At 45.3% G+C, this 25,177-nt stretch carries 21 protein-coding genes; 18 read left to right on the top strand and 3 right to left on the bottom strand.

Features of this window, described 5'->3' with window-relative positions; all coding sequences use genetic code 11:
- The first annotated feature begins 4 nt into the window (after positions 1-4).
- From asp1 to K4H96_RS01965, 10 genes are all read left to right on the top strand, one after another.
- Positions 5-1,585, top strand: coding sequence for an accessory Sec system protein Asp1 (asp1, locus tag K4H96_RS02010; protein ID WP_223336682.1), 1,581 nt, complete (start codon positions 5-7; stop codon positions 1,583-1,585).
- Positions 1,575-3,104 carry an accessory Sec system protein Asp2 gene (gene asp2, locus K4H96_RS02005; protein ID WP_223336683.1) on the top strand — a complete coding sequence of 510 codons (1,530 nt, stop codon included), beginning with the start codon at positions 1,575-1,577 and terminating at the stop codon, positions 3,102-3,104. The genes asp1 and asp2 overlap by 11 nt, the downstream gene beginning before the upstream one ends.
- Entirely contained in the window at positions 3,101-3,580 is a 480-nt protein-coding gene (gene asp3 / locus K4H96_RS02000; RefSeq protein WP_223336684.1) for an accessory Sec system protein Asp3, read from the top strand. The genes asp2 and asp3 overlap by 4 nt, the downstream gene beginning before the upstream one ends.
- Positions 3,573-5,954 carry an accessory Sec system translocase SecA2 gene (secA2, locus tag K4H96_RS01995; protein WP_223336685.1) on the top strand — a complete coding sequence of 794 codons (2,382 nt, stop codon included), beginning with the start codon at positions 3,573-3,575 and terminating at the stop codon, positions 5,952-5,954. The genes asp3 and secA2 overlap by 8 nt, the downstream gene beginning before the upstream one ends.
- A 12-nt stretch (positions 5,955-5,966) precedes the next feature.
- On the top strand, positions 5,967-7,487 hold the full coding sequence (gtfA, locus tag K4H96_RS01990; protein ID WP_223336686.1) for an accessory Sec system glycosyltransferase GtfA: 1,521 nt from the start codon (positions 5,967-5,969) through the stop codon (positions 7,485-7,487).
- Positions 7,471-8,823 (top strand): accessory Sec system glycosylation chaperone GtfB, encoded by a 1,353-nt coding sequence (gtfB, locus tag K4H96_RS01985; protein WP_223336687.1) that lies wholly within the window; start codon positions 7,471-7,473, stop codon positions 8,821-8,823. Before gtfA ends, gtfB begins: the two co-directional genes overlap by 17 nt.
- Complete coding sequence (asp4, locus tag K4H96_RS01980) at positions 8,816-8,998, top strand: accessory Sec system protein Asp4 (RefSeq protein ID WP_125377559.1); 183 nt, start codon at positions 8,816-8,818, stop codon at positions 8,996-8,998. The genes gtfB and asp4 overlap by 8 nt, the downstream gene beginning before the upstream one ends.
- 1 nt (position 8,999) lies before the next feature.
- Complete coding sequence (gene asp5, locus K4H96_RS01975; RefSeq protein ID WP_125377557.1) at positions 9,000-9,221, top strand: accessory Sec system protein Asp5; 222 nt, start codon at positions 9,000-9,002, stop codon at positions 9,219-9,221.
- A 173-nt stretch (positions 9,222-9,394) separates the two neighbouring features.
- On the top strand, positions 9,395-9,775 hold the full coding sequence (locus tag K4H96_RS01970; RefSeq protein WP_002900667.1) for a CidA/LrgA family protein: 381 nt from the start codon (positions 9,395-9,397) through the stop codon (positions 9,773-9,775).
- Positions 9,768-10,463: an LrgB family protein gene (locus K4H96_RS01965; protein ID WP_223336688.1), complete on the top strand. Its 696-nt coding sequence runs from the start codon at positions 9,768-9,770 to the stop codon at positions 10,461-10,463. The genes K4H96_RS01970 and K4H96_RS01965 overlap by 8 nt, the downstream gene beginning before the upstream one ends.
- Positions 10,464-10,505: 42 nt before the next feature.
- On the opposite strand, the gene K4H96_RS01960 is transcribed toward K4H96_RS01965, so the two are convergent.
- Both K4H96_RS01960 and K4H96_RS01955 read right to left on the bottom strand, forming a co-directional pair.
- Complete coding sequence (locus tag K4H96_RS01960; protein ID WP_223336689.1) at positions 10,506-11,339, bottom strand: lantibiotic ABC transporter permease; 834 nt, start codon at positions 11,337-11,339, stop codon at positions 10,506-10,508.
- 14 nt (positions 11,340-11,353) lie between these two features.
- Positions 11,354-12,061: an ABC transporter ATP-binding protein gene (locus K4H96_RS01955; RefSeq protein ID WP_002900663.1), complete on the bottom strand. Its 708-nt coding sequence runs from the start codon at positions 12,059-12,061 to the stop codon at positions 11,354-11,356.
- 180 nt (positions 12,062-12,241) lie between these two features.
- Here K4H96_RS01955 and K4H96_RS01950 point away from each other — a divergent pair, with 180 nt between their 5' ends.
- The 5 genes from K4H96_RS01950 to K4H96_RS01930 all read left to right on the top strand — a co-directional run bounded on the left by K4H96_RS01950 (position 12,242) and on the right by K4H96_RS01930 (position 19,626).
- The gene (locus K4H96_RS01950) at positions 12,242-15,352 is read left to right on the top strand and encodes a DNA polymerase III subunit alpha (RefSeq protein ID WP_317627988.1); all 3,111 of its coding nucleotides are present in this window, start codon (positions 12,242-12,244) and stop codon (positions 15,350-15,352) included.
- A gap of 84 nt (positions 15,353-15,436) precedes the next feature.
- Positions 15,437-16,447, top strand: coding sequence for a 6-phosphofructokinase (gene pfkA, locus K4H96_RS01945; protein ID WP_002895919.1), 1,011 nt, complete (start codon positions 15,437-15,439; stop codon positions 16,445-16,447).
- A gap of 56 nt (positions 16,448-16,503) precedes the next feature.
- Complete coding sequence (pyk, locus tag K4H96_RS01940; RefSeq protein WP_125331454.1) at positions 16,504-18,009, top strand: pyruvate kinase; 1,506 nt, start codon at positions 16,504-16,506, stop codon at positions 18,007-18,009.
- A 181-nt stretch (positions 18,010-18,190) separates the two neighbouring features.
- Positions 18,191-18,748 carry a signal peptidase I gene (gene lepB, locus K4H96_RS01935; RefSeq protein WP_223336691.1) on the top strand — a complete coding sequence of 186 codons (558 nt, stop codon included), beginning with the start codon at positions 18,191-18,193 and terminating at the stop codon, positions 18,746-18,748.
- A gap of 140 nt (positions 18,749-18,888) precedes the next feature.
- Entirely contained in the window at positions 18,889-19,626 is a 738-nt protein-coding gene (locus K4H96_RS01930; protein ID WP_223336692.1) for a hydrolase, read from the top strand.
- Between the two features lie 32 nt (positions 19,627-19,658).
- Here K4H96_RS01930 and K4H96_RS01925 read toward each other — a convergent pair whose 3' ends face one another.
- Entirely contained in the window at positions 19,659-20,855 is a 1,197-nt protein-coding gene (locus K4H96_RS01925) for a cation diffusion facilitator family transporter (protein ID WP_223336693.1), read from the bottom strand.
- A gap of 258 nt (positions 20,856-21,113) precedes the next feature.
- Between K4H96_RS01925 and pcrA the strand changes: the two genes are divergently transcribed.
- The 3 genes from pcrA (at position 21,114) to K4H96_RS01910 (ending at position 25,176) form a co-directional block, all read left to right on the top strand.
- Positions 21,114-23,402: a DNA helicase PcrA gene (pcrA, locus tag K4H96_RS01920; protein WP_223336694.1), complete on the top strand. Its 2,289-nt coding sequence runs from the start codon at positions 21,114-21,116 to the stop codon at positions 23,400-23,402.
- Positions 23,399-23,797 (top strand): NUDIX hydrolase, encoded by a 399-nt coding sequence (locus K4H96_RS01915; protein WP_223336695.1) that lies wholly within the window; start codon positions 23,399-23,401, stop codon positions 23,795-23,797. The genes pcrA and K4H96_RS01915 overlap by 4 nt, the downstream gene beginning before the upstream one ends.
- A gap of 98 nt (positions 23,798-23,895) precedes the next feature.
- Positions 23,896-25,176: an O-acetylhomoserine aminocarboxypropyltransferase/cysteine synthase family protein gene (locus K4H96_RS01910; RefSeq protein ID WP_223336696.1), complete on the top strand. Its 1,281-nt coding sequence runs from the start codon at positions 23,896-23,898 to the stop codon at positions 25,174-25,176.
- Position 25,177 lies beyond the last annotated feature (1 nt).

The following is a 25,177-nucleotide window of genomic DNA, read 5'->3' as shown; positions in this document are numbered from 1 at the left end:
AACTATGTATTACTTTATTCCTTCATGGAGTGGCAGTGGGGATCGGGTTTGGCACCGGGATATTGTCCCTTGGTATCGCTCCATGCAACGACTGGAGTTTGATGACTCGATTCATCAGATTCGGATTTTTCAAAGTGAAAATCTGCCAGTCCAGCTGCTTTTGCCAGCCTATATGCCGCATGCCCGCTACCTCTTGCATCGGCAGGATATTTTTGAGACGGACTATTACTCGGTCTTTGATGAGATTCAGGGAATCCAGTCTAAAGAAATGCAAGTACTGCAAATCAAGGATCTGGACTGGGAGCCAGACTGCGAGTTTGTCTATACGCCCTTTCTAATAATGGTCCGCAGGCAGGGACAGCTCTATGCCCATGTCGAGTTTGGAGTAGAAGGCTTTATCAGCTTCATCAAGTTTTTCAAGGATGACCAGCTGGACAAGTTTTATATCTTTGATGACCGGGGCTTTGTTTCCAGTATCACCTATTATGAAGCAGGTCAGCCTCTGTATCAGGACTACCTGCAGCCGGATGGTGACTGGCGGATTCGTGAGCATCTCAAGCCTGACGACGGTCGGGTAGAGGTCAACCCTGCTTACTTACTGGACTTTGATAAGCTGGAGTATGAGAGGATGCCAGACTTAATCTTGGAGAAATTGGGCCATTATATCGAGCGCAATGCAGGAGCGGACAGCCGGTTCGTCCTGGCAGCGCATCCCTTATATACTCAAGCCATTTTGCGCTTATTGCCCAAGAATGTTCAAATCATTCTCAGCTTTTTCCACGAGCGAAATCATACAGTGGATTGGTCAGCTTTAGAAGCAGATTTGCAGCAGGCAGATTTAGTCTTGACTGATCGTATGGATTTCAAGAAGGCTATTCAGCGCTACCTGCCTAGGCAGGCTCAGAAGGTGCATTACCTGTCGCCTTTTGATACCCGTCTGCAGCTGGGCAAGAGCCAGCGTCGTCGTGAATCCAAGATTTTTTATCAGATTAATCTGGAAGAAGGGCTTAATGACTATGCTATCTTCAAGGTTCTCCACTATGTGGCCAAGCATCCGGATACAGAGCTGACTATCGGTGTTTACAATGCTTGGCAGGAAGGAATCCAAAAGGTGGAGACCAAGGTGCAGGAGGTTATTGATGAGTATCTGAATCAATATGAATTTGTCAAGAACTACCGGCGCAGTGAGCAGGCTGAGAATGCCCTGCTGGAAAATCAGGAGCAGGACCTCCGTTTCACCATTAAAAATATCACAGACGAGCTCAGCTTGATTCAGGAGCTGGATGATACGCGGTTAATCATCGACCTGAGTGAGCAGCCCAATCTCTATACGCAGATTGCTGGGATTTCTGCCGGGATTCCGCAGATCAATCTGGTGGGCTCGGAATATGTGACCCATCTGCAAAATGGCTATATCTTGGACTCTATCTCTGATGTTCCGACTGCTGCAGACTATTACTTGGAAGGTTTGAAAAATTGGAATCAGGCCCTGATTTATTCCATTGAAAAAATCCATCATAATACTGGTCTGGAGCTGATTGGCCGGTGGGAGCAGTGGCTCAAGGAGGCTGAGAATGCAAAATAAGCTGAAAATCTTACAGATTGGCTCAAGCGACTGGAGCAAGGAGCTTGCCATTCCAGACAATATGAACTGGTATTATTTCTTTCCTAACTCCAATCTAGCTATCAAAAAGGTCATGGAGATGGATAAGATTAGCAAGTTTGATGCGATTCTGGTGGACGATTTGCGTCGGATCCCAGATTTGTTTATGATTGAGTCCAAGATTATTCCTTATACAGTTTTCTATGATCAGGAACAGGAAACCCAGGAAGCGGATATTGAGTACTTCCTTAAGCGTCACTGTGCTCAGCCAACGGATATGAGCGATCGAGCTGACCTGCTCCGCAAGCTGTCTAAGGCTCTCTTTTCCGGCCAGTATGGCGATAAGATGACCCCGCTTGATATGGTGGTCAGTCCCGGATTTCGGGGCAAGATTTGCTACAATGGCTATGAAAATCTGGAGCTGGAAGGTGACTTTGGTCAGGACTTTCAGCCAATCCTGTCTTGGAAATACAATATTATTGCCAATAAGTTCAATCCAGTTGAACTCTGGCTTGAATATGAAAAGTCCGGCAGCTGTGAGCTGCGGCTGCGCCTCTATAATATCCAGGAAGGCTCGACTGCAGATATTGCTCGCGAGACTATTTTCACAGAAGAGGACATGCGGGAATCCATGGTTCTGGACAATGACTTTACTTCCTATCTGGGTGTCAGTCTGGAGGCTAGAGGCGAGGGGCGGATTCAGGTCGGGGCTCTGCATCAGCGCTTAACCCGCTATGAGTTTGGCAAGTATGTCCTGGGTGGAAAGATTCTCCGCGACAGCCACCGTCAGGAGATTAATTACTTCTTTTATCCGGGAGATTTGAAGCCGCCCTTGGCTGTTTATTTTTCTGGTTACCGTCGGGCGGAAGGCTTCGAGGGCTTTGGGATGATGCGGAGTTTGGGCTGTCCTTTTCTCTTGTTTTCAGATCCGCGCGTGGATGGCGGTATGTTTTATCTAGGCAGTCAGGAGCTAGAGAGCGGTATTCATAAGATTATCCAAGAGCATCTGGACTATCTGGGCTTTACCGAGCGGGATCTAATCCTGTCGGGGATGTCTATGGGGACCTACGGTGCGGTTTATTACGGATCAGAGTTTCGTCCGCGAGCTATTGTTTTGTCCAAGCCCTTGGGAAATCTAGGCACTATTGCCCAACGTGGTCGCTTACGCCTGCCCGAGGTCTTTCCGACGGCTCTAGATGTCCTTCACCGTCACACGGGTGGCAAAGATAAGGAGCATGTAGAGGAGCTGAATCGCCGCTACTGGCGTAAGTTTGAGAAGGCTGATTTCAGTCGGACGACCTTTGGTATCGCCTATATGAAAGAAGAGGACTATGATCCGACGGCCTATGAGGATTTGGTGGCAGCTCTTCATCTGACTGAGGCTAAGCTGATTAGCAGAGGAGTCCCAGGACGGCATAATGACGACTTAGCTGTGTCTGTGTCTTGGTTTATGAATTATTATCGAATGATATTGGAAAAGGAATTTGGGAGAAAGAAATGAAAATTCAAAAAAGAAAGGGCATATACTGGGGAGAGCTGAGAGGGGTTTCGGCAGCTGGTAAAATGACTGACTTTACCTATCTCTATGGCACTACCCTTATTATTCATTCCCCTTCACATGTATTTTTTGAAAATAAACTGATGGCCTCCGGCCAGACCATCCATGAATGGTCTTCCAAATGGAACTATCAGCGAGACCGTCAGGTACCTGCTCTCCCCTTGCTCAAAAAAGGTGCTCGCTATTGCCTGTCTAGAGATATGACCACCTATCCTGAAGCCAGCGTCTTTCTGAAGATCATCTTCTTTGACCGCTATGATAAAGAAATCAGCAATCAAGTGGAGCGTTCGGAGAGTATGATCTTTACCTACCCAAACGAAGCCTATAGCTATAAGATTCAGCTGCTGAGTGCAGGAGTTGAGTCTTTAGAGTTTCATTGCCTAAACATTGACCAAATCATAGAGGAGTCTGATGATTAAAAATCATTTTCAAATTCAGCGCTTAAAGAAAATCTTAGCCAAAGTCAAAAGCTTTGAGTCAGAAATGGCTGGCTTGTCAGATGCTGAGCTGCGGAAGAAAACTCAGGAATTTAAGGAGAGACTGACCGCAGGTGAGACTTTAGACGACTTACTGCCGGAGGCTTATGCTGTGGTGCGGGAAGCGGACAAGCGGGTGCTGAGCATGTTTCCCTACGATGTTCAGGTCATGGGAGCGATTGTTCTCCATGAAGGTAATGTCGCTGAGATGGCTACGGGAGAGGGCAAGACTCTGACGGCTACCATGCCGCTCTATCTTAATGCCTTGTCTGGTCAAGGGGCTATGCTAGTGACCACCAATACCTATCTGGCTCTGCGGGACGCTCAGGAAATGGGGCAGGTCTATCGTTTTCTGGGGCTGACTATTGAGGCAGCGGTGGTAGCAGATGAGACTAAAAATTTGACGCCCAAGCAGAAGCGGCTGATTTACCAGGCGGATATTGTCTATACGACCAATAGTGCCTTGGGCTTTGACTATTTGATTGAGAATCTCGCAGAGAATAAGGATAGCCAATATCTTAGTCCTTTCAACTATGTCATCATAGATGAGATTGACTCCATCCTCTTAGACAGCGCTCAGGTGCCTTTGGTTATCTCTGGTGCTCCTCGGGTTCAGTCAAACTTCTATAGTATCATGGATACCTTCATTACGACTTTGAAAGAAGACGAGGACTACCACTACGATGACGAGAAGAATGAAGTCTGGCTGACATCGAAAGGTATTTTAGCGGCAGAGTCTTTTCTTGACTTGGAGCATCTTTTTTCTAAGGAAAATCAAGAGTTGGTCCGCCATCTCAATCTAGCCTTGCGGGCCCACAAGCTCTACAAGAAGGACAAGGATTATGTTGTCCGCCAGGGTGACAAAGAAGCAGAAGTTGTACTTCTGGACCGCGCAACCGGCCGTCTGCTGGAAATGACCCGGCTTCAGGGAGGCCAGCACCAGGCCATTGAGGCCAAGGAGCATGTCAAGCTGACGGAGGAAACGCGGGCCATGGCTTCCATCACCTATCAGAATCTCTTCCGGCTCTTCCGGAAAATCTCTGGTATGACCGGGACCGGCAAGGTGGTGGAGAGCGAGTTTATGGAAACTTACTCCATGTCTGTCATCAAGATTCCGACCAACCAGCCAGTTATTCGACAGGATTTGCCAGACCAGCTTTACCAAACCCTGCCAGAAAAAGTCTTTGCTTCTCTGGACGAGGTCAAGCACTACCATGCTCAAGGCAATCCACTCTTGATTTTCACCGGATCAGTGGAGATGTCAGAGATTTACTCTTCCCTACTGCTGAGAGAAGGCATCGCCCACAATCTGCTCAATGCCAACAATGCGGCTCGTGAGGCGCAAATCATCGCTGAGTCTGGGCAGAAAGGTGCGGTGACGGTGGCTACATCTATGGCCGGCCGCGGTACGGATATAAAGTTGGGTCCAGGTGTCGCAGATTTAGGCGGTCTCGTGGTGATTGGTACTGAGCGGATGGAGAACCAGCGGATTGACCTACAGATTCGTGGCCGTTCAGGCCGCCAAGGCGATCCGGGAATTAGTAAGTTTTTCATCTCGCTAGAGGATGATCTGCTCAGGAAGTGGGGACCAGACTGGCTCAAGAAGTTCTACAAGGACTACTCTGCTGAAGAGGTTGAGCAGCATCCAGTCCAGCTGGGACAGCGCCGCTTTAGACGCTTAGTGGCCAAGGCTCAGAGAGCCAGCGAAAGCAGCGCCAAGATATCCCGTCGAATGACGCTGGAGTATGCCCAGTGTATGAAGATTCAGCGGGAGATTACCTATGCTGAGCGCAATCGCTTGATTCAAGCTGAGGAGCGGATTGACGAAGAAATCAGCCGTGTCCTCAGTCAGGTCATTCATCAGGCGGCCTATGAGCAGTCCTATGAGACGCGAGCTGACCTCTATCGCTTTATTTTAGACCATTTCAGCTATCATGCTGAGCGTATTCCTTATGATTTCGATATTTATTCGCCGGAGAAAATTGCAGAGCTCTTGCATGATATCGCCGAGCAGGAATTGCAGGCAAAGAAAGCCTATCTCAAGTCTGACAAGCTCTTTACCCATTTTCAGCGTGTGTCCGTTCTCAAGGCTATTGATGAGAACTGGGTCGAGCAGGTGGACTATCTGCAGCAGCTCAAGACAGCCTTGAGCGGTCAGCATTTCTCTATGAAAAATCCACTGGTAGAATATTATCAAGAGGCTTACGATGGCTTTGAATATATGAAGGAGCGCATGAAACAGCAGATTGTCAAGAATCTTTTGATGAGTGAATTGGCACTCAACCCTAAAGGAGAAGTCATTATGTACTTCCCGTAAGACGAGGAGAATATGACAGTATATAACATCAACTTAGGCATTGGCTGGGCCAGCAGCGGTGTAGAATACGCCCAAGCTTATCGGGCCCAGCTTCTGCGCAGGATCCAGCAGCCGGCTAAGTTTATCTTTATGGATATGATTTTAGCGGATAATATCCAGCATTTGACGGAAAATATTGGTTTTCTGGATGAGGAAGTTATCTGGCTTTATAATTACTTTACTGATATCAAGATTGCACCGACGACGATGACGCTAGATCAGGTGCTGGCTCAAGTCGCAGGTCAGCCGGAGCGCTCGGAGAGAGAGGGCAAGATTGCCCGCTATTTCTATCCGCAGGATGATCAGTTTATCACTTGCTATCTGCGGCAGGAAGACCAGGACTTTGTCGAGCATGTGGAGTATGTCTCGCGGGGGAGATTGATTCGCAAGGATTATTTCTCCTATGTCCGCTATGCCAGCGAGTACTTTGCACCCCATAATGACGCTGCAACCCTCTACCAGCGCCGCTTCTACAATGAAGACGGTAGTGTCGCTTATGATATGCTGATTGATGATGGTCAGGAAGTGCTCTATCGTTTTCCAGACCGGATTTTCTATTCCAAGGCTGAGCTGGTCCGTTATTTCCTCCAATGCCTGCAGCTGCAAGCAGATGATGTGGTCATCTTGGATCGGGAGACGGGGATTGGTCAGGTTGTCTTTGAGGAAAGCCAGAAGGCTAAGCTGGGAGTAGTGGTCCATGCCGAGCATTTCAGTGAAAATGCCAGCAGCGACGACTACATTCTCTGGAATAATTTTTATGACTACCAGTTTACTAATGCTGACAAGGTGGACTTTTTCATCGTGGCAACAGAGGCTCAGAAAACGATTCTAGAGCAGCAGTTCCAGCATTACTCGAACAAGCAGCCCAAAATTGTCACCATACCGGTGGGAAGTCTGGACCAGCTGACTTATCCCAAAGATCCTCGCAAGCCTTTCTCCATGATTACGGCTTCGCGTCTCGCTACGGAAAAGCATATCGATTGGCTAGTGGCAGCGACTGTCCAAGCACAAGCCCAGCTGCCTGAACTGACTCTTGATATTTACGGTAAGGGGGGCGAAGAGGAGAAGCTACGCCGCAGGATTGAGGAAGCAGGAGCTCAGGACTATATTCGGCTCAAAGGGCATGCAGATTTAAGCCAGATTTATGCAGGCTATGAGCTTTATCTGACGGCTTCAACCAGTGAAGGCTTTGGTCTAACGCTCATGGAAGCAGTTGGATCAGGTCTGCCCCTCATCGGCTTTGATGTCCGTTATGGCAATCAGACTTTTATCGATGATGGTAAAAATGGTTATCTGATACCGGTCAGTTCCAATCAGGTCGAGGACCAAATTATTGCTGCTTTTGTGGAGAAAATAGTAGCTCTCTTTAGCCAAGGACGCCAGCAGGAGATGAGCCAACACTCTTATCAAGTGGCCGAGAATTATTTGACCAGCCGGGTTGAAGCGGCTTGGTCCCAGCTTTTAAAGGAGGTCAGAGATGATTCAGCTCTTTGATTATTACAATCAGGAAACCCAGGATCTGCATGATTCCCTCCTTGCAGCTGGCTATGACTGTCCGACCATTGTCATTGAGGCCAATGGCTTTCTCCCGGACGATATGATTTCCCCCTATACTTATTTTTTAGGGGATGAAGAGGGAGTAGACCACCCGCTCTTTTTCAATCAAGTACCAGTGCCACCTTTCTGGGAAATCACAGGCGACCACCAGGCGGCGCGTGTCAGTGACATGGGAGAAGAAAGAGCACGGATTCACTATGCAAGTCAGGCCAAGGGCCGCTTGGTCAAGCAGGTGGACTGGCTGGATAAAAAAGGCCAGCTACGACTGAGTGAGCGCTATAATAAGCAAGGTCGCTGCTTTGCCAAAACAGCCTATAAATCAGGCCAGGAAGCTTTCAACACAACCTACTATAGCACAGACGGTCAGGAGCGCATCGTGGAAAATCATGCCACTGGTGACATCATCCTGACTCTGGACCAAGAGCCCTTGCGGATTTTTAAAAGCCGAGTGGATTTTATCCGTTTCTTTTTAGAGCGGCTAGACTTGGATTTGGATCACATTCTCTTTAATTCGCTGGCTTATTCTTTCCTGGTTTCCCACAGCTTGACAGGTCGAGCTGGGCAAGATATTCTCTTTTGGCAGGAACCTCTGTATGACGAGCTTCCGGGCAATATGCAGCTGATTCTAGAAAATAGTCAGCTGCGGGCGCAGACCATTGTCATTCCAGATTTAGCAACTTATGAAAAGGCCAAGAGTCTGGCAGCGACTGACCAGCAGCAGAAGTTCCTGCATCTGGGCTATCATTATGACTTCAAGCGGGACAACTACCTACGAAAAGATGCCTTAATCCTGACCCATTCGGATCAGATTGAAGGCTTAGAGACCTTGGTTCAGTCCCTGCCGCAGCTGGTCTTTCGCATTGGAGCACTTACGGAAATGTCGCCTAAGCTCTTGTCTATGCTGTCCTATAAGAATGTCGTCCTTTATCAAAATGCCAGTCTCAAGCAGATCAAGCAGCTCTACTTGGAATCGGACATTTATCTGGACATCAATCACGGCGGCCAGGTCCTGCAGGCAGTGCGCAAGGCTTTTGAGAACAATCTCTTGATTCTAGGCTTTGAGCAGACCCTGCATGATAGGCACTACATTGCCCAACAGCATATTTTTGACAGCAGCCAGCCTGCTCAGCTAGCATCAACTCTGGAAGAAGCCTTATCTGGTGTTGAGCAGATGCGAGCAGCTTTGCAAGCTCAAGGTCGACATGCCAACGATGTACCAATCAGTCTTTATCAGGAGACTCTCCAAAGCTTGTTAGGAGGTCAGCATGGCTAAAAAAGATTTATTTCATAAGGATATTGAGGGACGGTTAGATGAGCTCAAGCATGGCAAGCCCAAGAAAGAAAAGGCCAGCTTGGGTGAAAACCTCAACAAAGCCTTTGTCATCGTCTTGGGCTTGATGATCTTGATTGGCCTGATTTTTACATTGATTGGAGCCTTGAGGAAATAAAATGCAAACAATATTGATTACACTTACCATTGTAGCAGCCTTTGTCTTGATTTTGCTGGTTAGTCTTCTTCCCAGAGAGAGCCAGCAATTTTACAGAGACATCAATACATCAATCGGCAAGTCAGGCTACTGGGAAACCCATCTCGCAAAGAAAATTCTCGTTCTTTTGGCAAGCCTTGCCTTGATTATGCTCATGATTTTCTTTATGATTCAATCCATCTAGCATCTGTTTAGGAAGTTACTCAGACGACTGCTAAATAAGAAAGACCCTCTATTGCAGACAATAGAGGGAATTTTTATAAGCAAATTTTGGATGTAAAGGTTTTAATTTCTGAAAGCACCTTGATATTTTTCTGAAAAGGAGTAAACTGGATATACAAGTGATGGAGGTTTGGTATGAAATTATATGTTCAGTTGATGATTATTTTTATGATTTCCCTCGTTGGAGAAGGAATTTCAAGTGTTTTCCACCTGCCTGTTCCGGGCAGTATCATAGGTCTGGTTTTGCTGTTTTTAGCTCTGCAGTTTAAGCTCCTGCGCCTGCGTCATATCAGCATGGTTGGCAATTTTCTTTTGGCAAATATGACCATTCTTTTTCTGCCTCCAGCAGTTGGTATCATGGATAAATTTCAGGTCATCGCGCCTTATCTACTGCCGATTATTTTGATTGTTTTAGGAGCAATTGTGCTTAATGTCTGCGTGATTGCAGTTGTGGTGCAGCTGATTAAGACTCGTTTCGAAGGAGATTATGAGGAAGGAGACGCCAGCAATGTCTGATTTATGGAGCAACCCTCTCTTTGGCCTTGCCTTGTCTATCTTGGCCTATCTGTTCGGCCTATTGATTTTTCGGAGATTTCCTCATCCCTTGACAACTCCTTTGCTGATTGCAGCAGTTTTGGTTATTGCTTTTTTGAAATTAACCGGTATTTCCTACAAGGATTACTATGTCGGCGGCTCCTATTTAAACAACCTAATTGTGCCATCTACGGTTGCTTTGGGGATTCCGCTTTACAAGACTTTTCATTTGATGAAGCACCATGCACGCAGTATTTTGATTGGGACCTTTGCGGCGGTTGTAGTCAATACCAGCTTCACTGCTTTACTGGCTAAGTTTTTCGGCATGGATTTCTTTCTGGCTGTTTCTCTTTTTCCGAAATCTGTCACAACGGCCATGGCTGTCGGTATCACAGACAAGCTGCAAGGTCTTGCTACAGTTACCTTAGTGGTGGTGGTTGCGACGGGCATTCTGACCAGTGTGTTAGGACCAACGCTTCTTAAGCTCTTAAAAATCACAGACCCGGTAGCTATTGGTCTTTCTTTAGGTGGAACCGGCCATGCGGTAGGAACGGGAACCGCCTTTAAATACGGCCAGGTCGCAGGAGCTATGGCAGGACTTGCGATTGGCGTGACCGGCCTCATGTACGTTCTGGTCAGCCCCATCGTGGCAGCGATTATTCTGAAGTAAAAATAAACAAGGTTGAAACGTTTTGTTTCAACCTTGTTTTGCTTATTGCAGATTTAGTTTGTTTTTTACAATGGTATGGATTGTAAAATAGAAACCAAAAATTTTGACCAGTTCAAAGACGACTCTGATAATAATGAAGCCATCTAGCATCTGTTCAAATTCCGAAGAGGAGTAACTGTAATCATATAAACTAAGTAGTCCATATGAATCAAAAGAACTAGGTAATAAGAGTGACAGGACTGCCAGAACAGTCCAAATCAAAAATCCAAAGAGCACAGCCATCATAATCCGATTCTTCTTGAAAAGCTGTCCGACTGAGATCGCTAGATAAAAGAAGAGAATACCAGAAAGGATTTGAAGGAGATTAAGGAAGCCGTATTTGACAATCCATAGCCATAAATCTGGTATTTCACCAATAAATTTAAAAATCTCATTGAATGAAAAACCTACAAGGGGAAGAGCAATGCCAAAGATGACTAAACCACTAATAAACATGGTCAGCATACACAAGAGGGTCCAAACAAATGCGGAAAGAAGCTTGGACAGAAGAATCTGATGCGGGGTGACCGGCAAGGTCCAAGTCAGGTAGCCTTCTCTCCCAAAGACATTTTTATAAAATCGACGGATAATAATGATGGTATTGGATAGAAAGACTGCGCAAGATGCAGAAAACAGCAAGAGAAATAGTAGATAGAAAGTGATAATAACACCACTAATAGACAATGGATGTTCACTATAGCGATTCATCGCCTCAGGTCTTAGGATGCTGCCAGCTATGATTCCCATAAAGACTGATAGAGTGAGAAGAATGGCAAAGGTGATACAATACCATTTGTAATTAGACTTAAAGTCGTATTTAAACAGTTTTCCAAACATATAATGAAGTCCTCCTAATAAAAGCGAAACTGGCTGCGGAAGAGATTATCAATGGATTGATTGTACTGCTGACGCAGCTGATTAGCATTTTCATGCAAAAAGATCTGACCTTGGTTAATCAGGATTACTTCATCCAAGATTGGCTCGATATCTGCGATCAAGTGGGTGGAAATGATGACAGAAGACTGCGGTGTGCGGTTTTGGATGATAGTCTGCAGGATATAGTCACGAGCAGCCGGATCGACACCACCGATAGGCTCGTCTAGGATATAGAGTTCCGCATGGCGGCTCATGACCAGAATGAGCTGCATTTTTTCCTTGTTTCCTTTTGAAAGGCTTCCGATGCGCGCTTGAGGATCGATATGAAGATCCTTTAGAAGCTGCATAGCTTTCGCGCTGTCAAAATTATCATAAAAATCTTGGAAATATTTTACAGCTTCGATTACTTTGGAGCTGTCGCTCAGATAAGTCGTATCTGGCAGATAGGAAACGATTCTTTTGGTATCAGGAGAAGGTTTGACGCCTTTGAGATAGATATGGCCAGAGGTGGGCTGCAAGAGACCATTGATAAGCTTGATAATAGTTGTCTTGCCGCTGCCATTAGGACCTAGAAGTCCGATAATTCTGCCAGGTTGGATGTTTAAGCTCACATCATACAGGGCGGGTGCGTCGCCATAATTTTTATGGACATGGTCAAGATAGACCAGAGGATACTGATTCATACATGTCTCCTTTATTTTCTTCAATTTACAATTATTATACCTTTTCCTTAGGAAAATGGCAAAGAAAGCCGGAAAGGGTGAATGGAATCTTTCTGTTCAGTCAAACTCCTATTTCCCTCATTCAGTGAATTGCGGTATAATAGTTATAAGAAGAAGCAAAGCGTGTTCAAGGAGAAAAATGTGGTGATACAACTTGATACCAAGACTGTTTACAGTTTTATGGATAGCTTGATCCCGATAAAGAAATATGTGCAAAAAGCCAAGGACTTAGGATACAGTCATCTGGGCATGATGGATGTGGACAATCTCTATGGAGCCTATCATTTCTTAGAGGAAGCCGAATCTGCGGGACTGCAGCCGCTTTTAGGCTTGGATCTGAGTCTGATCAAGGCAGAGAAGGAGCTTCATCTCCGCCTGCTGGCCTTGGACAGTCAAGGCTATCGCAATCTGATGAAAGTCTCGACTCTCAAGATGATGGGACAAAAAAACTGGGAGGATTTCCAGCATCTCTTTAAGGGATTGGCTGTGATTGTTCCTGCTTTTGACGGAGTAGCAGATCTGGATTTGGGGTTGGATTTTTATGTTGGTGTCTTTCCAGCAACGCCCAAGCAGGAGTTCGGTCGGCCAACCCTGCCCCTGCATACCGTCCGATATTTTGACACGGGGGATTTGGAAACCTTGCAGATGCTCCGGGCTATTCGAGAAAATGCCAGCCTGCGGGAGATTGGCAGCCTTCCCAATCATGAGTTTTTGCTGGGACCAGATGCTCTGGCAGGAGCTTTTAAGGAAACTTTCCCAGAGAGTTTGGCTAATCTTGAGAAGCTAGTCCGTCATGTTCACTATGATATCAATAGGGAGCTGAAACTGCCCCGCTTTAATCGGGAGCGACCAGCCGTGGAAGAGTTGCGGGAGCGCTCCGAAGCTGGCTTGAAAAAACGCGGTTTAACAGGTAAACTTTATCAGGAACGGCTGGATCAGGAGCTGGATGTCATTCATCAGATGGGCTTTGATGATTATTTCCTCATTGTCTGGGATTTGCTGCGCTTTGGTCGCAGTCAGGGTTATTATATGGGCATGGGCCGAGGATCTGCTGTTGGCAGTCTGGTGGCCTATGCTTTGGAGATTACTGGGATTGACCCAGTCAAGAATAACCTACTCTTTGAGCGCTTTCTAAATCTAGAGCGCTATACAATGCCCGATATTGATATCGATATTCCTGATGTTTACCGGCCAGAGTTTATCCGTTATGTTCGGGATCGCTATGGCAGCATGCATGCGGCTCAGATTGTAACCTACTCGACTTTCGGAGCCAAGCAGGCCATTCGCGATGTTTTCAAGCGCTTCGGTCTGCCAGAGTATGAGCTGACCAATATTACCAAGAAAATCCGCTTTGGCGATAGTCTGACCTCTGCTTATGAGAAAAACATGGCCTTTCGTCAGATTATCAACAGCAAGCTGGAATATCAAAAGGCCTTTGATATTGCTAAAAAAATCGAAGGTCATCCCCGTCAGACTTCTATCCACGCAGCCGGCGTTGTGATGAGCGACAATGACCTGACAGACCAGATACCGCTCAAATACGGTGAGGACATGTATATCACCCAATATGATGCCCACGGTGTGGAGAGCAATGGACTGCTCAAGATGGATTTTCTGGGCTTGCGCAATCTGACCTTTGTTCAGCGGATGAAAGAAGCAACCCTGAAAAAATATGAGGTAGATATTGAGATTGCAGAGATTGACTTGGAGGATGCAGGCACTCTGAAACTCTTTGCGGCTGGCCAGACCAAGGGAATTTTCCAGTTTGAGCAGCCTGGCGCTATCAGCCTGCTCAAGCGGGTTCAGCCTGTTTGCTTTGAGGAAGTAGTGGCCACGACTTCTCTCAATCGTCCTGGAGCCAGTGATTACATCGACAATTTTGTCAAGAGAAAGCATGGGCTGGAGCAGGTGGAGCTGATTGATGACAGTTTGGCTGATATTCTAGCTCCGACTTACGGTATCATGCTCTACCAAGAGCAGGTTATGCAGGTAGCCCAGCGTTTTGGTGGCTTTAGTCTGGGGAAAGCCGATATTTTACGAAGAGCAATGGGTAAGAAAAATGCTGCTGAAATGCATCGCATGCAGGAGGACTTTGTTGCAGGTGCTCTCAAGCTAGGGCATTCGGAATCCAAAGCCAAGGAAGTCTTTGCTATTATGGAGAAGTTTGCTGGTTATGGCTTCAACCGCAGCCACGCCTATGCCTACTCAGCTCTGGCCTTTCAGTTGGCTTTCTTCAAGGCTCACTATCCAGATGTTTTCTTTGATGTCATGCTCAATTATTCTAGCAGTGACTATATCACCGATGCCCTGAGTTTTGACTTTGAAACAGCACCCCTTAGCATCAATAATATTCCCTACCATGATAAGTTTCAGGATAAAAAGATTTTTTTGGGTCTGAAAAATATCAAAGGCCTGCCTAGGGATTTGGCCTACTGGATTATCGAAGAGAGACAAAATGCCGCCTTTACTGGGGTGGAAGACTTTATTCTGCGTCTGCCTCAGAATTACCATAAAATTCCTCTGCTGACTCCTCTGATTCAGCTGGGGCTCTTTGACAGTTTTGAGAAAAATCGCCAAAAAATTCTAGCCAACCTGCCTAATCTATTTGTATTTGCGGATGAGTTGGGCAGTCTCTTTGCGGATACGACTTATTCTTGGACAGAGGCTCAGGATTTCAGCGATGCCGAAAAGTTTGAGCTGGAACAGAGCATTATCGGTGTGGGGCTTAGCGATCACCCCTTGGTTAAATTGGCCAAAGAAGCGGATCAGCCCTTTAGCTGGATTAGTGAGCTGACAGAAAATAGCCGAGCTAGGATTCTGGCTGAAGTTCAGACTATCAAGACTATCCGGACCAAAAAGGGCGAGAATATGGCTTTCTTGCAGGTTTCAGATACGAAGAAAAAACTGGATGTCACCCTTTTTCCTGATACCTATCGTCAGTTGGCCGAACGTATTAAGGAGAAAGGGATTTACTACTTGACCGGCAAGGTGCAGGAACGGGATGGACGCTTACAGTTGGTCTTGTCAGATATCGAAGAAACCACTACAGAACGCTTCTGGATAAAGCTTGCGGGCCATGAACATGATCGGGAAATATCTCAGATTTTGCAGAAATACCCCGGTAATATTCCGGTTGTCCTGCGTTATGAAGATGAGAAGCGAACCATGTATGCACCGCATTTTCGAGTGGAGAAATCGGAGCAGCTGCAAGAGGAATTAAAGAATTATACTATGAAAACGATTTTTCGTTAAAAAATATGGAAAATAAGAGAATTTTCATGATGATTGTGGTATAATCTATAAGAATGTTAAAAAGAAAAAGGAGCAAAAAGCGAAATGAAACGTATTGCTGTTTTGACTAGTGGTGGTGATGCCCCTGGTATGAATGCTGCCATCCGTGCGGTTGTTCGTAAAGCAATTTCCGAAGGAATGGAAGTTTACGGTATTTATGATGGTTACGCTGGAATGGTAGCTGGCGAGATTTACCCACTTGATGCGACATCAGTTGGTGACATTATTTCTCGCGGTGGAACTTTCCTTCACTCTGCTCGTTATCCTGAGTTTGCCCAAGTTGAAGGGCAGCTGAAAGGGATTGAGCAACTTAAAAAACATGGAATTGAAGGTGTCGTTGTTATCGGTGGTGATGGATCTTACCACGGTGCGATGCGCTTGACAGAGCATGGCTTCCCAGCTGTTGGTGTTCCAGGAACCATTGATAATGATATCGTCGGAACAGACTTCACTATCGGTTTTGATACTGCTGTTACTACAGCTATGGATGCGATTGACAAGATTCGGGATACCTCATCCAGTCACCGCCGTACTTTCGTTATCGAAGTAATGGGCCGTAATGCTGGTGATATTGCTCTTTGGGCAGGTATTGCATCTGGTGCGGACGAAATCATCGTTCCTGAAGAAGGTTTCAAGATCGAAGAAGTTGTTGAAAGCATTAAGAATGGCTATGCCAAGGGTAAGAAACACAACATCATCGTCTTGGCTGAGGGTGTCATGTCAGCGGATGAATTTGCTGAAAAGCTGAAAGAAGCTGGAGATATGAGCGATTTGCGTGTGACAGAGCTCGGACATATCCAGCGTGGAGGCTCACCAACTGCGCGTGACCGTGTTCTTGCATCTCGTATGGGAGCACATGCTGTTAAACTGCTTAAAGAAGGTATCGGCGGAGTTGCTGTTGGAATCCGTAATGAGCAGATGGTTGAAAGCCCAATCCTCGGAACTGCTGAAGAAGGAGCACTCTTTAGCTTGACTGCTGAAGGCAAGATTGTTGTCAATAATCCGCACAAGGCTGATCTGGACTTGGCTGATTTGAACCGCAGCATCAATATTTAATTATTATTTGTTATTCAGGCCAAGAGGCCAAATAGAAGAAGGAGTTTCATACAATCATGAATAAACGTGTAAAAATCGTTGCAACATTAGGTCCTGCGGTAGAAATCCGCGGTGGTAAAAAATTCGGTGATGACGGATATTGGGGAGAAAAGCTGGATGTTGAAGCATCAGCTCAAAACATTGCTAAGCTGATTGAAGCTGGCGCAAACACATTCCGTTTCAACTTCTCACACGGTGACCATGCCGAGCAAGGAGAGCGCATGGCAACTGTTAAGCGTGCAGAAGAAATTGCCGGTCAAAAAGTTGGTTTCCTTCTTGATACAAAAGGACCAGAAATTCGTACAGAATTGTTCGAAGGCGATGCAAAAGAGTATTCATACAAAACTGGTGAAAAAATCCGTGTTGCTACTAAGCAAGGTATCAAATCTACTCGTGAAGTAATTGCTTTGAACGTTGCTGGTGGATTGGACATCTATGATGATGTTGAAGTTGGTCGTCAAGTATTGGTTGACGATGGTAAACTTGGTCTTCGTGTTGTCGCTAAAGACGATGCTACTCGTGAATTTGAAGTAGAAGTTGAAAATGACGGCATCATTGCTAAGCAAAAAGGTGTGAACATTCCTAACACTAAGATCCCTTTCCCAGCACTTGCTGAGCGTGACAATGACGATATCCGCTTTGGTCTTGAGCAAGGAATCAACTTCATCGCGATTTCATTTGTACGTACTGCAAAAGACGTCAACGAAGTTCGTGCAATCTGTGAAGAAACTGGTAATGGCCATGTTCAATTGTTCGCGAAAATCGAAAACCAACAAGGTATCGATAACTTGGACGAAATCATTGAAGCTGCTGATGGTATCATGATTGCTCGTGGTGACATGGGTATCGAAGTACCATTCGAAATGGTTCCAGTTTACCAAAAGATGATCATCACTAAGGTAAATGCAGCTGGTAAAGTGGTTATCACAGCAACTAACATGCTTGAAACCATGACTGAAAAACCACGTGCAACTCGTTCAGAAGTATCAGACGTATTTAACGCTGTTATCGACGGAACTGATGCAACTATGCTTTCAGGCGAGTCTGCAAATGGTAAATACCCACTTGAGTCAGTAACAACAATGGCGACTATCGATAAGAATGCTCAAACCCTTCTTAACGAATATGGCCGCTTGACAACTGATAACTTTGAGCGCAACTCTAAGACTGAAGTTATGGCTTCAGCAGTTAAAGATGCTACAAACTCAATGGATATCAAGTTGGTAGTTACCCTTACTAAGACTGGTCACACAGCTCGCTTGATTTCTAAATACCGTCCAAATGCTGATATCTTGGCTATCACTTTTGACGAATTGACTCAACGCGGTCTTATGCTGAACTGGGGTGTAATTCCAGTGACTACAAACACTCCATCTAACACAGATGATATGTTTGACATCGCTGAAAAGATTGCGGTTGAGCAAGGCTTGGTTGAATCTGGTGATGATATCGTTATCGTTGCTGGTGTGCCGCTTGGTGAAGCAGTTCGTACCAACACAATGCGTATCCGTACAGTACGTTAATCTAAGATAATAAAAAAGAACCGTTGATTGGAAAATCATCGGTTTTTTCTTGTCAAAGTGATGACCATTATCTTGCTTGAGAAGGAGGACACGCCAGTGTTTTGATTTTTGAAATAAGATTGTCCCTTTGTCTATTTTGTCGAAAAATGATATAATGGTATAAAAGAGATGGGGGAGACGAATGTTAAAGAGAGATTTATTAAGAAATATTATTATTTTTTCAGTACTGGCAGCTATCATTATAGGGCTGAGAGTTTTTATTTATACGCCTTATCGGGTGACTGAGCAAGACAGCAATGCTTACTTGGCAAAGAATGACTTGGTCTTGGCGACGAGAAAGCAAGACATCAAGCGTGGAGACTTTGTCCTCTATGAAGTGGATGGCAAAGACTATGTCGGCCGGGTCATTGCCCTGGAAAAGGATCAAGTGACCTATATGGACAATCTCCTTTATTTGAACGGCCAAGTCATGTCTGAAGAATACATCGAGAAAATGCGCGAAAAGTATCTGGCTTCAGCAGGAAGTTCGGGTTACTACACTCATGATTTCTCTATTATGGATTTAAAAGACTCAAAGTCTGATAAAATTACTAAAGATTCTTATCTGATTCTTAATGACCGACGTGAAAATACGAAGGACAGCCGAGAATTTGGACTCATCAAAGCCAGTCAAATCAAGGGAGTGGTGGAATTCCGACTCTCACCGCTTAATGAATTTGGTTTTATTAAGAATAAATAAATTGAAGTCTATTTTAAACCAAGGCTGGGTGAGTCTTGGTTTTTTTCTTTGAAAATCAACTTTAAAGTTACAAGTAAACATAAAGATACTTGTCCTGATGTGGTATACTAATATCAAAAGACCGCTAAAGGAGACTGCTCTTGAAGTCAAGAAAGAAGAAATTATTATTTTTTGCTATACTGACTCTAAGTTTTCTGTCTGCATGTAGCAGCATAGTAAATAGAGATGGTGAAAAAATATGGATGTCAGATACAGAAATGACTGAGCTTCATAAGAAAGAGAAAAAGATTGCACTTTATATCATTAATCATTATGAAGATGTTCAAAAAATTGAATTTGATGAATTTTCCAAGGGAAATTTATGGAGAGGTGATTCCGTTAGTCTCATTGTAAATGACACCAGTTATATCCCACATGTTTTTTTGGACTCAAAAGATGAAAACTATAATATAAATGATAGTTCTCACACTGATTTGACAGAATTGACTTTTCGTCTGAAAAAGAAAGAGAAGGTCACAAATTTTAAAGATACGGGTGAGGCGGATGTTATGTACTCTGGAGAAAATGCTTGGCTGACGACTGAGGAAAAAGTAAAGGTGCGCAACCAGGAAGAGGGGCTGGCTTTATTTTTACTGAATCACTATGAAAATGTTGAAAAAATTGAATTTACAAAGATTTCAAGAAAGCCTTTTGGACAGGCAAGATATGCTGCTTTACTTGTTAATGACAATATAAAGATTTATACCTACCTGAATGATAGCTATGACAACTATCATTTGTCTGACAATCCTGAAAGAGACGGCCTGAAAGCTAAAGAGAAACCAACAAATTTGCAAAGTCTAGATAGTATTACTGTTATCTATTATACAGGGAAATGAAGGATGTGTAGCAATGAAAAAGCCAGACTGACTTAATCATCAGACTGGTTTTTTCGTGTCTCTTGGTGAAAGATATTTTGCCATACTTCGTGGCGGCGCCAAAGGCTGGTATGGATAACACCGTCCATTTCATAGCGGATGAGCTTGGTTTTCTGGCTGACAGAAAGCAGTTCAAAGTTTTTGATAGGTGTTTTTGAGGCTCTTTCTGCCTGAAACTCAGCCTTGTTCAGTTGTCGGCCATCTTGGGAAATATAGAGAAATTCGGCGGACAGAAGCGTATCCAATTGGCTGCCTTGCTCCACGAGCTGCTCACGCATGAGTAGGTTTGGATAAAGATTTTCCAATCTCTCATCTTCGGGAATGGGAGCAGGTTCAATATGAATATCAATATCAAAAACTCCGAAGCGCTCCATAAGCATATTCTCAACTTGGTCCGCAATCTCATGGCTTTCAAAAACAGATAAATCTGGGTTCATTTCCAAGATAATATCTAGATAGATATTACTGCCATAGGTCCGGCCGCGCTGTGACTTGACCTGAGTGATTTTAGGAATTTCCAGGATAGCTTGCTTATAGTCTTGGAGCAGGCTTTCATCAAATCCGTCGGACAGGCTGAAGGAAGATTCCATAAAGATATCATAGGCCGTCTTGAGAATGAAGAAGGTAATGACAATGGCTGCCAGCTTATCAACTATTGGAAAGTTAAAGGCGCTGGCAATGATAGCAACTGAAGTGCCGATAGAAGTGACAGCGTCTGATAGGTTATCCTTGGCTGCGGCATCCAGAGCCTTGGAGTGGGCTTTTTTAGCTAGCGTTTTATTGTAAAAATAAACACCCAACATAATGATTGACGAGATAATCCCGACCACGGCACCAACAGGGTCAAGCTTGGTTTCTTGATTGGAGATGATTTTCTGAATGGTCTCAATCAGGACATCAAATCCAACGAAAAACATGATAAAAGATGTGATGAGACTGGCCAAATCTTCTATCTTCCAATGGCCGAAGCGATGGTCACGGTCGGCTGGTTTTCTAGCCATACGCAGGCCAATTAAAACGGCGATATTAGCCACAATATCAGAGACGTTGTTAAAGCCGTCGGCCGTCAGACTGGAGGACTGGAGGGTCGAGCCTGCGATAATCTTGACCGCGGAGAGAATCAGATAGGTAGCGATGGAAAGGATGGCTCCTCTCTCCGCTAGTTTCAGATTGTTACTAGGATTTTTCATGACAGCCTTTCTTTCTGAGTGGGGCAGCAGAATGGAAAAGAGACTTGTGAAAAAGTCATCTCTGGAAAGATATTCTAAGTCTCATATGGGCATATTATAGCAAAAATAGACCTGATTTTCAATTTCCGTCGGGCTTAGGGTGCCTTAGATGACTTTGCCTAAAATCTAATCTAAAATCAGAAATTCCTCTTCTTTCTGGTTTAGCTTCATCAGGATTTTTGTTATAATAGTAGCATTGACTTTGAAAGAGGAAGAAAAATGCATCCTTTATTAAACGGTATGAATGACCGTCAGGCTGAGGCGGTTCAAACAACAGAAGGGCCTTTGCTGATTATGGCGGGAGCTGGTTCGGGTAAGACCCGTGTCCTGACCCACCGCATCGCCTATTTGATTGATGAGAAGATGGTTAATCCTTGGAATATCCTTGCCATTACCTTTACCAATAAGGCGGCGCGGGAGATGAGAGAACGGGCTGAAAAACTTAAAACGGAAGCTCAAGTTTGCTTAATCGCTACCTTCCACTCCATGTGTGTGCGCATTCTGCGGCGAGAGGCAGACCATATTGGCTACAACCGTAACTTTACGATCGTTGATCCGGGTGAGCAGCGGACTCTGATGAAGCGAATTCTTAAAAATCTCAATCTGGACTCTAAAAAGTGGAATGAGCGTGCTATTCTAGGTACTATTTCCAATGCTAAGAACGACCTGATTGACGAGGTGGCCTATGCAAATCTAGCTGGTGATATGTACACGGAGATTGTGGCCAAGTGCTACACGGCCTATCAAAAGGAATTGCGCCAGTCTGAGGCTATGGACTTTGACGACTTGATTATGCTGACTTTGCGGCTTTTTGACCAAAATCCAGATGTCCTGACCTACTACCAGCAACGTTACCAGTATATCCATGTGGACGAGTATCAGGATACCAACCATGCCCAGTACCAGTTGGTCAAGCTCTTGGCTTCCCGCTTTAAGAATATCTGCGTGGTCGGAGATGCTGACCAGTCTATCTATGGCTGGCGGGGAGCCGATATGCAGAATATCCTGGACTTTGAAAAGGATTATCCAGAAACTAAGGTAGTTCTACTGGAGGAAAACTATCGCTCGACTAAGACCATTCTTCAGGCGGCTAATGAAGTCATCCGAAACAACCGCAACCGCCGTCCTAAAAATCTCTGGACTCAAAACGAAGACGGTGAGGAAATTGTTTACTATCGGGCTAATGACGAGCAGGACGAGGCCCTCTTCGTCGCTCGGACCATTGATCAGCTGAGCCGAGAAGGATATAGTCATAAGGATTTTGCAGTTCTTTATCGTACCAATGCCCAGTCACGGACGGTGGAGGAAGCCCTGCTCAAGTCCAATATTCCCTATACCATGGTCGGTGGAACCAAGTTCTACAGCCGCAAGGAAATCCGAGATGTTATTTCTTATCTCAATCTCATCGCCAATCCTAGCGACAATATCAGCTATGAACGCGTGGTCAATGAGCCTAAGCGTGGTGTCGGACCAGGAACGGTAGAGAAAATTCGGGATTTTGCGTCCAGTCAGGAAATCTCTTTGCTGGATGCATCGGCTAATATCCTGCTCTCGCCAGTCAAGGGTAAGGCGGCTCAGGCGGTCTATGATTTTGCCAATATGCTTCTGGATTTGCGGGAGTGCTTGAATGATTATACAGTGACGGAGCTGGTAGAGGCTGTGTTGGAAAAAACAGGTTATGCTGCAGCCTTGGCAGCCCAGGCAACAATAGAAAGCCAAGCACGGATTGAAAATATCGAAGAATTCCTGTCTGTAACTAAGAACTTTGATGAAAGTCCAGATAATCCAACTGATGAGTCTGGTCTTGATAAGCTCAGCAGATTTCTCAATGACTTAGCCTTGATTGCAGACACAGATGACGGAGATACGGAGAGTTCTGAAGTGACTTTGATGACCCTGCATGCGGCCAAGGGATTGGAATTTCCGGTCGTCTTTCTGGTTGGAATGGAGGAAAACGTCTTCCCTCTGAGCCGAGCATCTGAAGATGAGGATGAATTGGAAGAAGAGCGACGTCTAGCCTATGTCGGTATCACCCGAGCAGAGAAGATTCTCTATCTGACCAACGCCAATTCCCGTATGCTTTATGGTAAAACCAACTATAATCATCCTACTCGCTTCCTGAGAGAAATCAGCTCAGACTTGCTAGACTATCAGGGACTGGCTCGGCCGGCAAATAGCTCCTTTAAGGTCAGTTACACCAATAGCGATACTAGCAAATTCGGTCAGGGCATGAGTCTAGCCCAGGCTCTACAAGAGCGGAAGCGTCAGGCGGCTCCTAGTTCGATTTCTACAGGCAGTCTGCCTTTTGGAAAAAGCAGTCAGAGCCAGCCATCTAAGCCAGACGTTGCTTGGGCTATCGGAGATATTGCCCATCATAAGAAATGGGGCGATGGGACAGTTTTGGCAGTCTCTGGCAGTGGAAATAGTCAAGAGCTTAAGATCAATTTCCCAGAAGTCGGTCTGAAGAAAGTGCTGGCCAGCATAGCACCGATTGAGAAAAAATCATGATGAGGCAGTCGATTGAAGCCTGGATCTATCATCCAGAGGAACGAGAAATCTTGCTTTTGAAAGTTGAGGATAAGAAAGTTTCCTTTTGGCAGCCCATTACTGGTGGGATTGAGAGTGGTGAGAGTCCAGAAGAAGCCTGCCTTCGTGAAATAAAAGAGGAGACCGGCTTGCTCTTAGCTTGTTCAAGTCTGACATGTCTTGGAGATTTTATGGTAAAGATTGATGAAAATCTATCCATCCACAAAAATCTTTTTCTAGTTCTGACAGAACAGAAGGACATCCAGCTTTCAGATGAGCATGTGGGAGCTCAGTGGGTAGCTTTAGACAAAGTTTCGTCGCAGTTGTACTGGCCCAGCAATCAGGCGACTTTTGAGATTATAACTGAGAAGCTATAAGATATAGCTTCTCTTTATTTCTTTTGATAAGGAAATTCTATTAGTCAAGTGGGGCTTTTAGTGGTAGACTTATCACATAACTATAGTGAGGTGACCTTATGACACGTGAATTTAAATTTGAAACCCTGCAGCTTCATGCCGGACAGACAGTTGACCCGACAACTAAGTCTCGGGCTCTGCCTATTTACCAGACAACTTCCTATGTATTTGATGATACTCAGGAGGGAGAAGATCTTTTTGCTCTGCGCAAACCGGGCAATATCTACACTCGGATTACCAATCCGACCCTGTCTGCTTTTGAGGAGCGGATAGCGGCTTTGGAGGGTGGAGTCGGAGCTCTGGCAACAGCTTCTGGTATGGCGGCCCTTACCTATACCGTTCTAGCTTTGGCACATGCTGGCGACCATGTAGTGGCAGCCTCCACCATCTACGGCGGCACCTTTAATCTGCTTAAGGAAACCCTGCCTCGCTATGGAATTACCACGACCTTTGTCGATATTGAAAATCTGGCTGAAGTAGAAGCAGCCATTCAGGACAATACCAAGCTGGTTCTGATTGAAAGCCTGGGCAATCCTTTGATTAATATTCCTGACTTTGAAACTTTGGCAGAGCTGGTTCATGCTCACAAGATTCCGTTGATTTCCGACAATACCTTTGCTACGCCTTATCTGATCAATGTCTTTTCTCATGGAGTGGACATTGCGGTGCATTCTGCGACCAAGTTTATCGGCGGTCATGGAACCAGCATCGGTGGCGTAATTGTGGACAGCGGTCGTTTTGACTGGGAAGCTTCTGGCAAGTTTCCGCAGTTTGTGGACCCAGACCCGAGCTATCATGATATTAGTTATACGCGCGATGTCGGAGCAGCAGCCTTTGTCACTGCTGTCCGGACTCAGCTCTTGCGCGATACGGGTGCAGCCATGTCTCCCTTCAATGCCTTTCTCTTCTTGCAGGGATTGGAAACTCTCTCTTTGCGTGTAGAGCGCCATGTGTCCAATGCCGAGAAGATTGTAGATTTCCTAGCAGGGCATCCTAAGGTCGAGCAGGTCAATTATCCCAAGCTTGCTGACAGTCCTTATCATGCTTTGGCAGAAAAATATTTCCCTAAAGGCGTGGGCTCTATCTTCACCTTTAATGTCAATGGCGGAGAGAAAGAAGCTCGTAAGGTTATTGACAGCCTGGAGATTTTCTCTGACTTGGCCAATGTAGCCGATGCTAAGTCCTTGGTCGTCCATCCAGCTACGACAACTCACGGTCAGATGTCGCCAGAAGACCAGCTGGCAGCAGGCATTACACCAAATCAAATTCGTCTCTCTATCGGCTTGGAAAATGTGGATGACTTGATAGAGGATCTCAAGCTAGCCTTGGAATCTATCTAAT

This window comes from Streptococcus sanguinis (assembly GCF_020729765.1).
Taxonomy (GTDB): Bacteria; Bacillota; Bacilli; order Lactobacillales; family Streptococcaceae; genus Streptococcus; species Streptococcus sanguinis_Q.
This window is presented reverse-complemented; position numbering and strand designations above follow the sequence as displayed.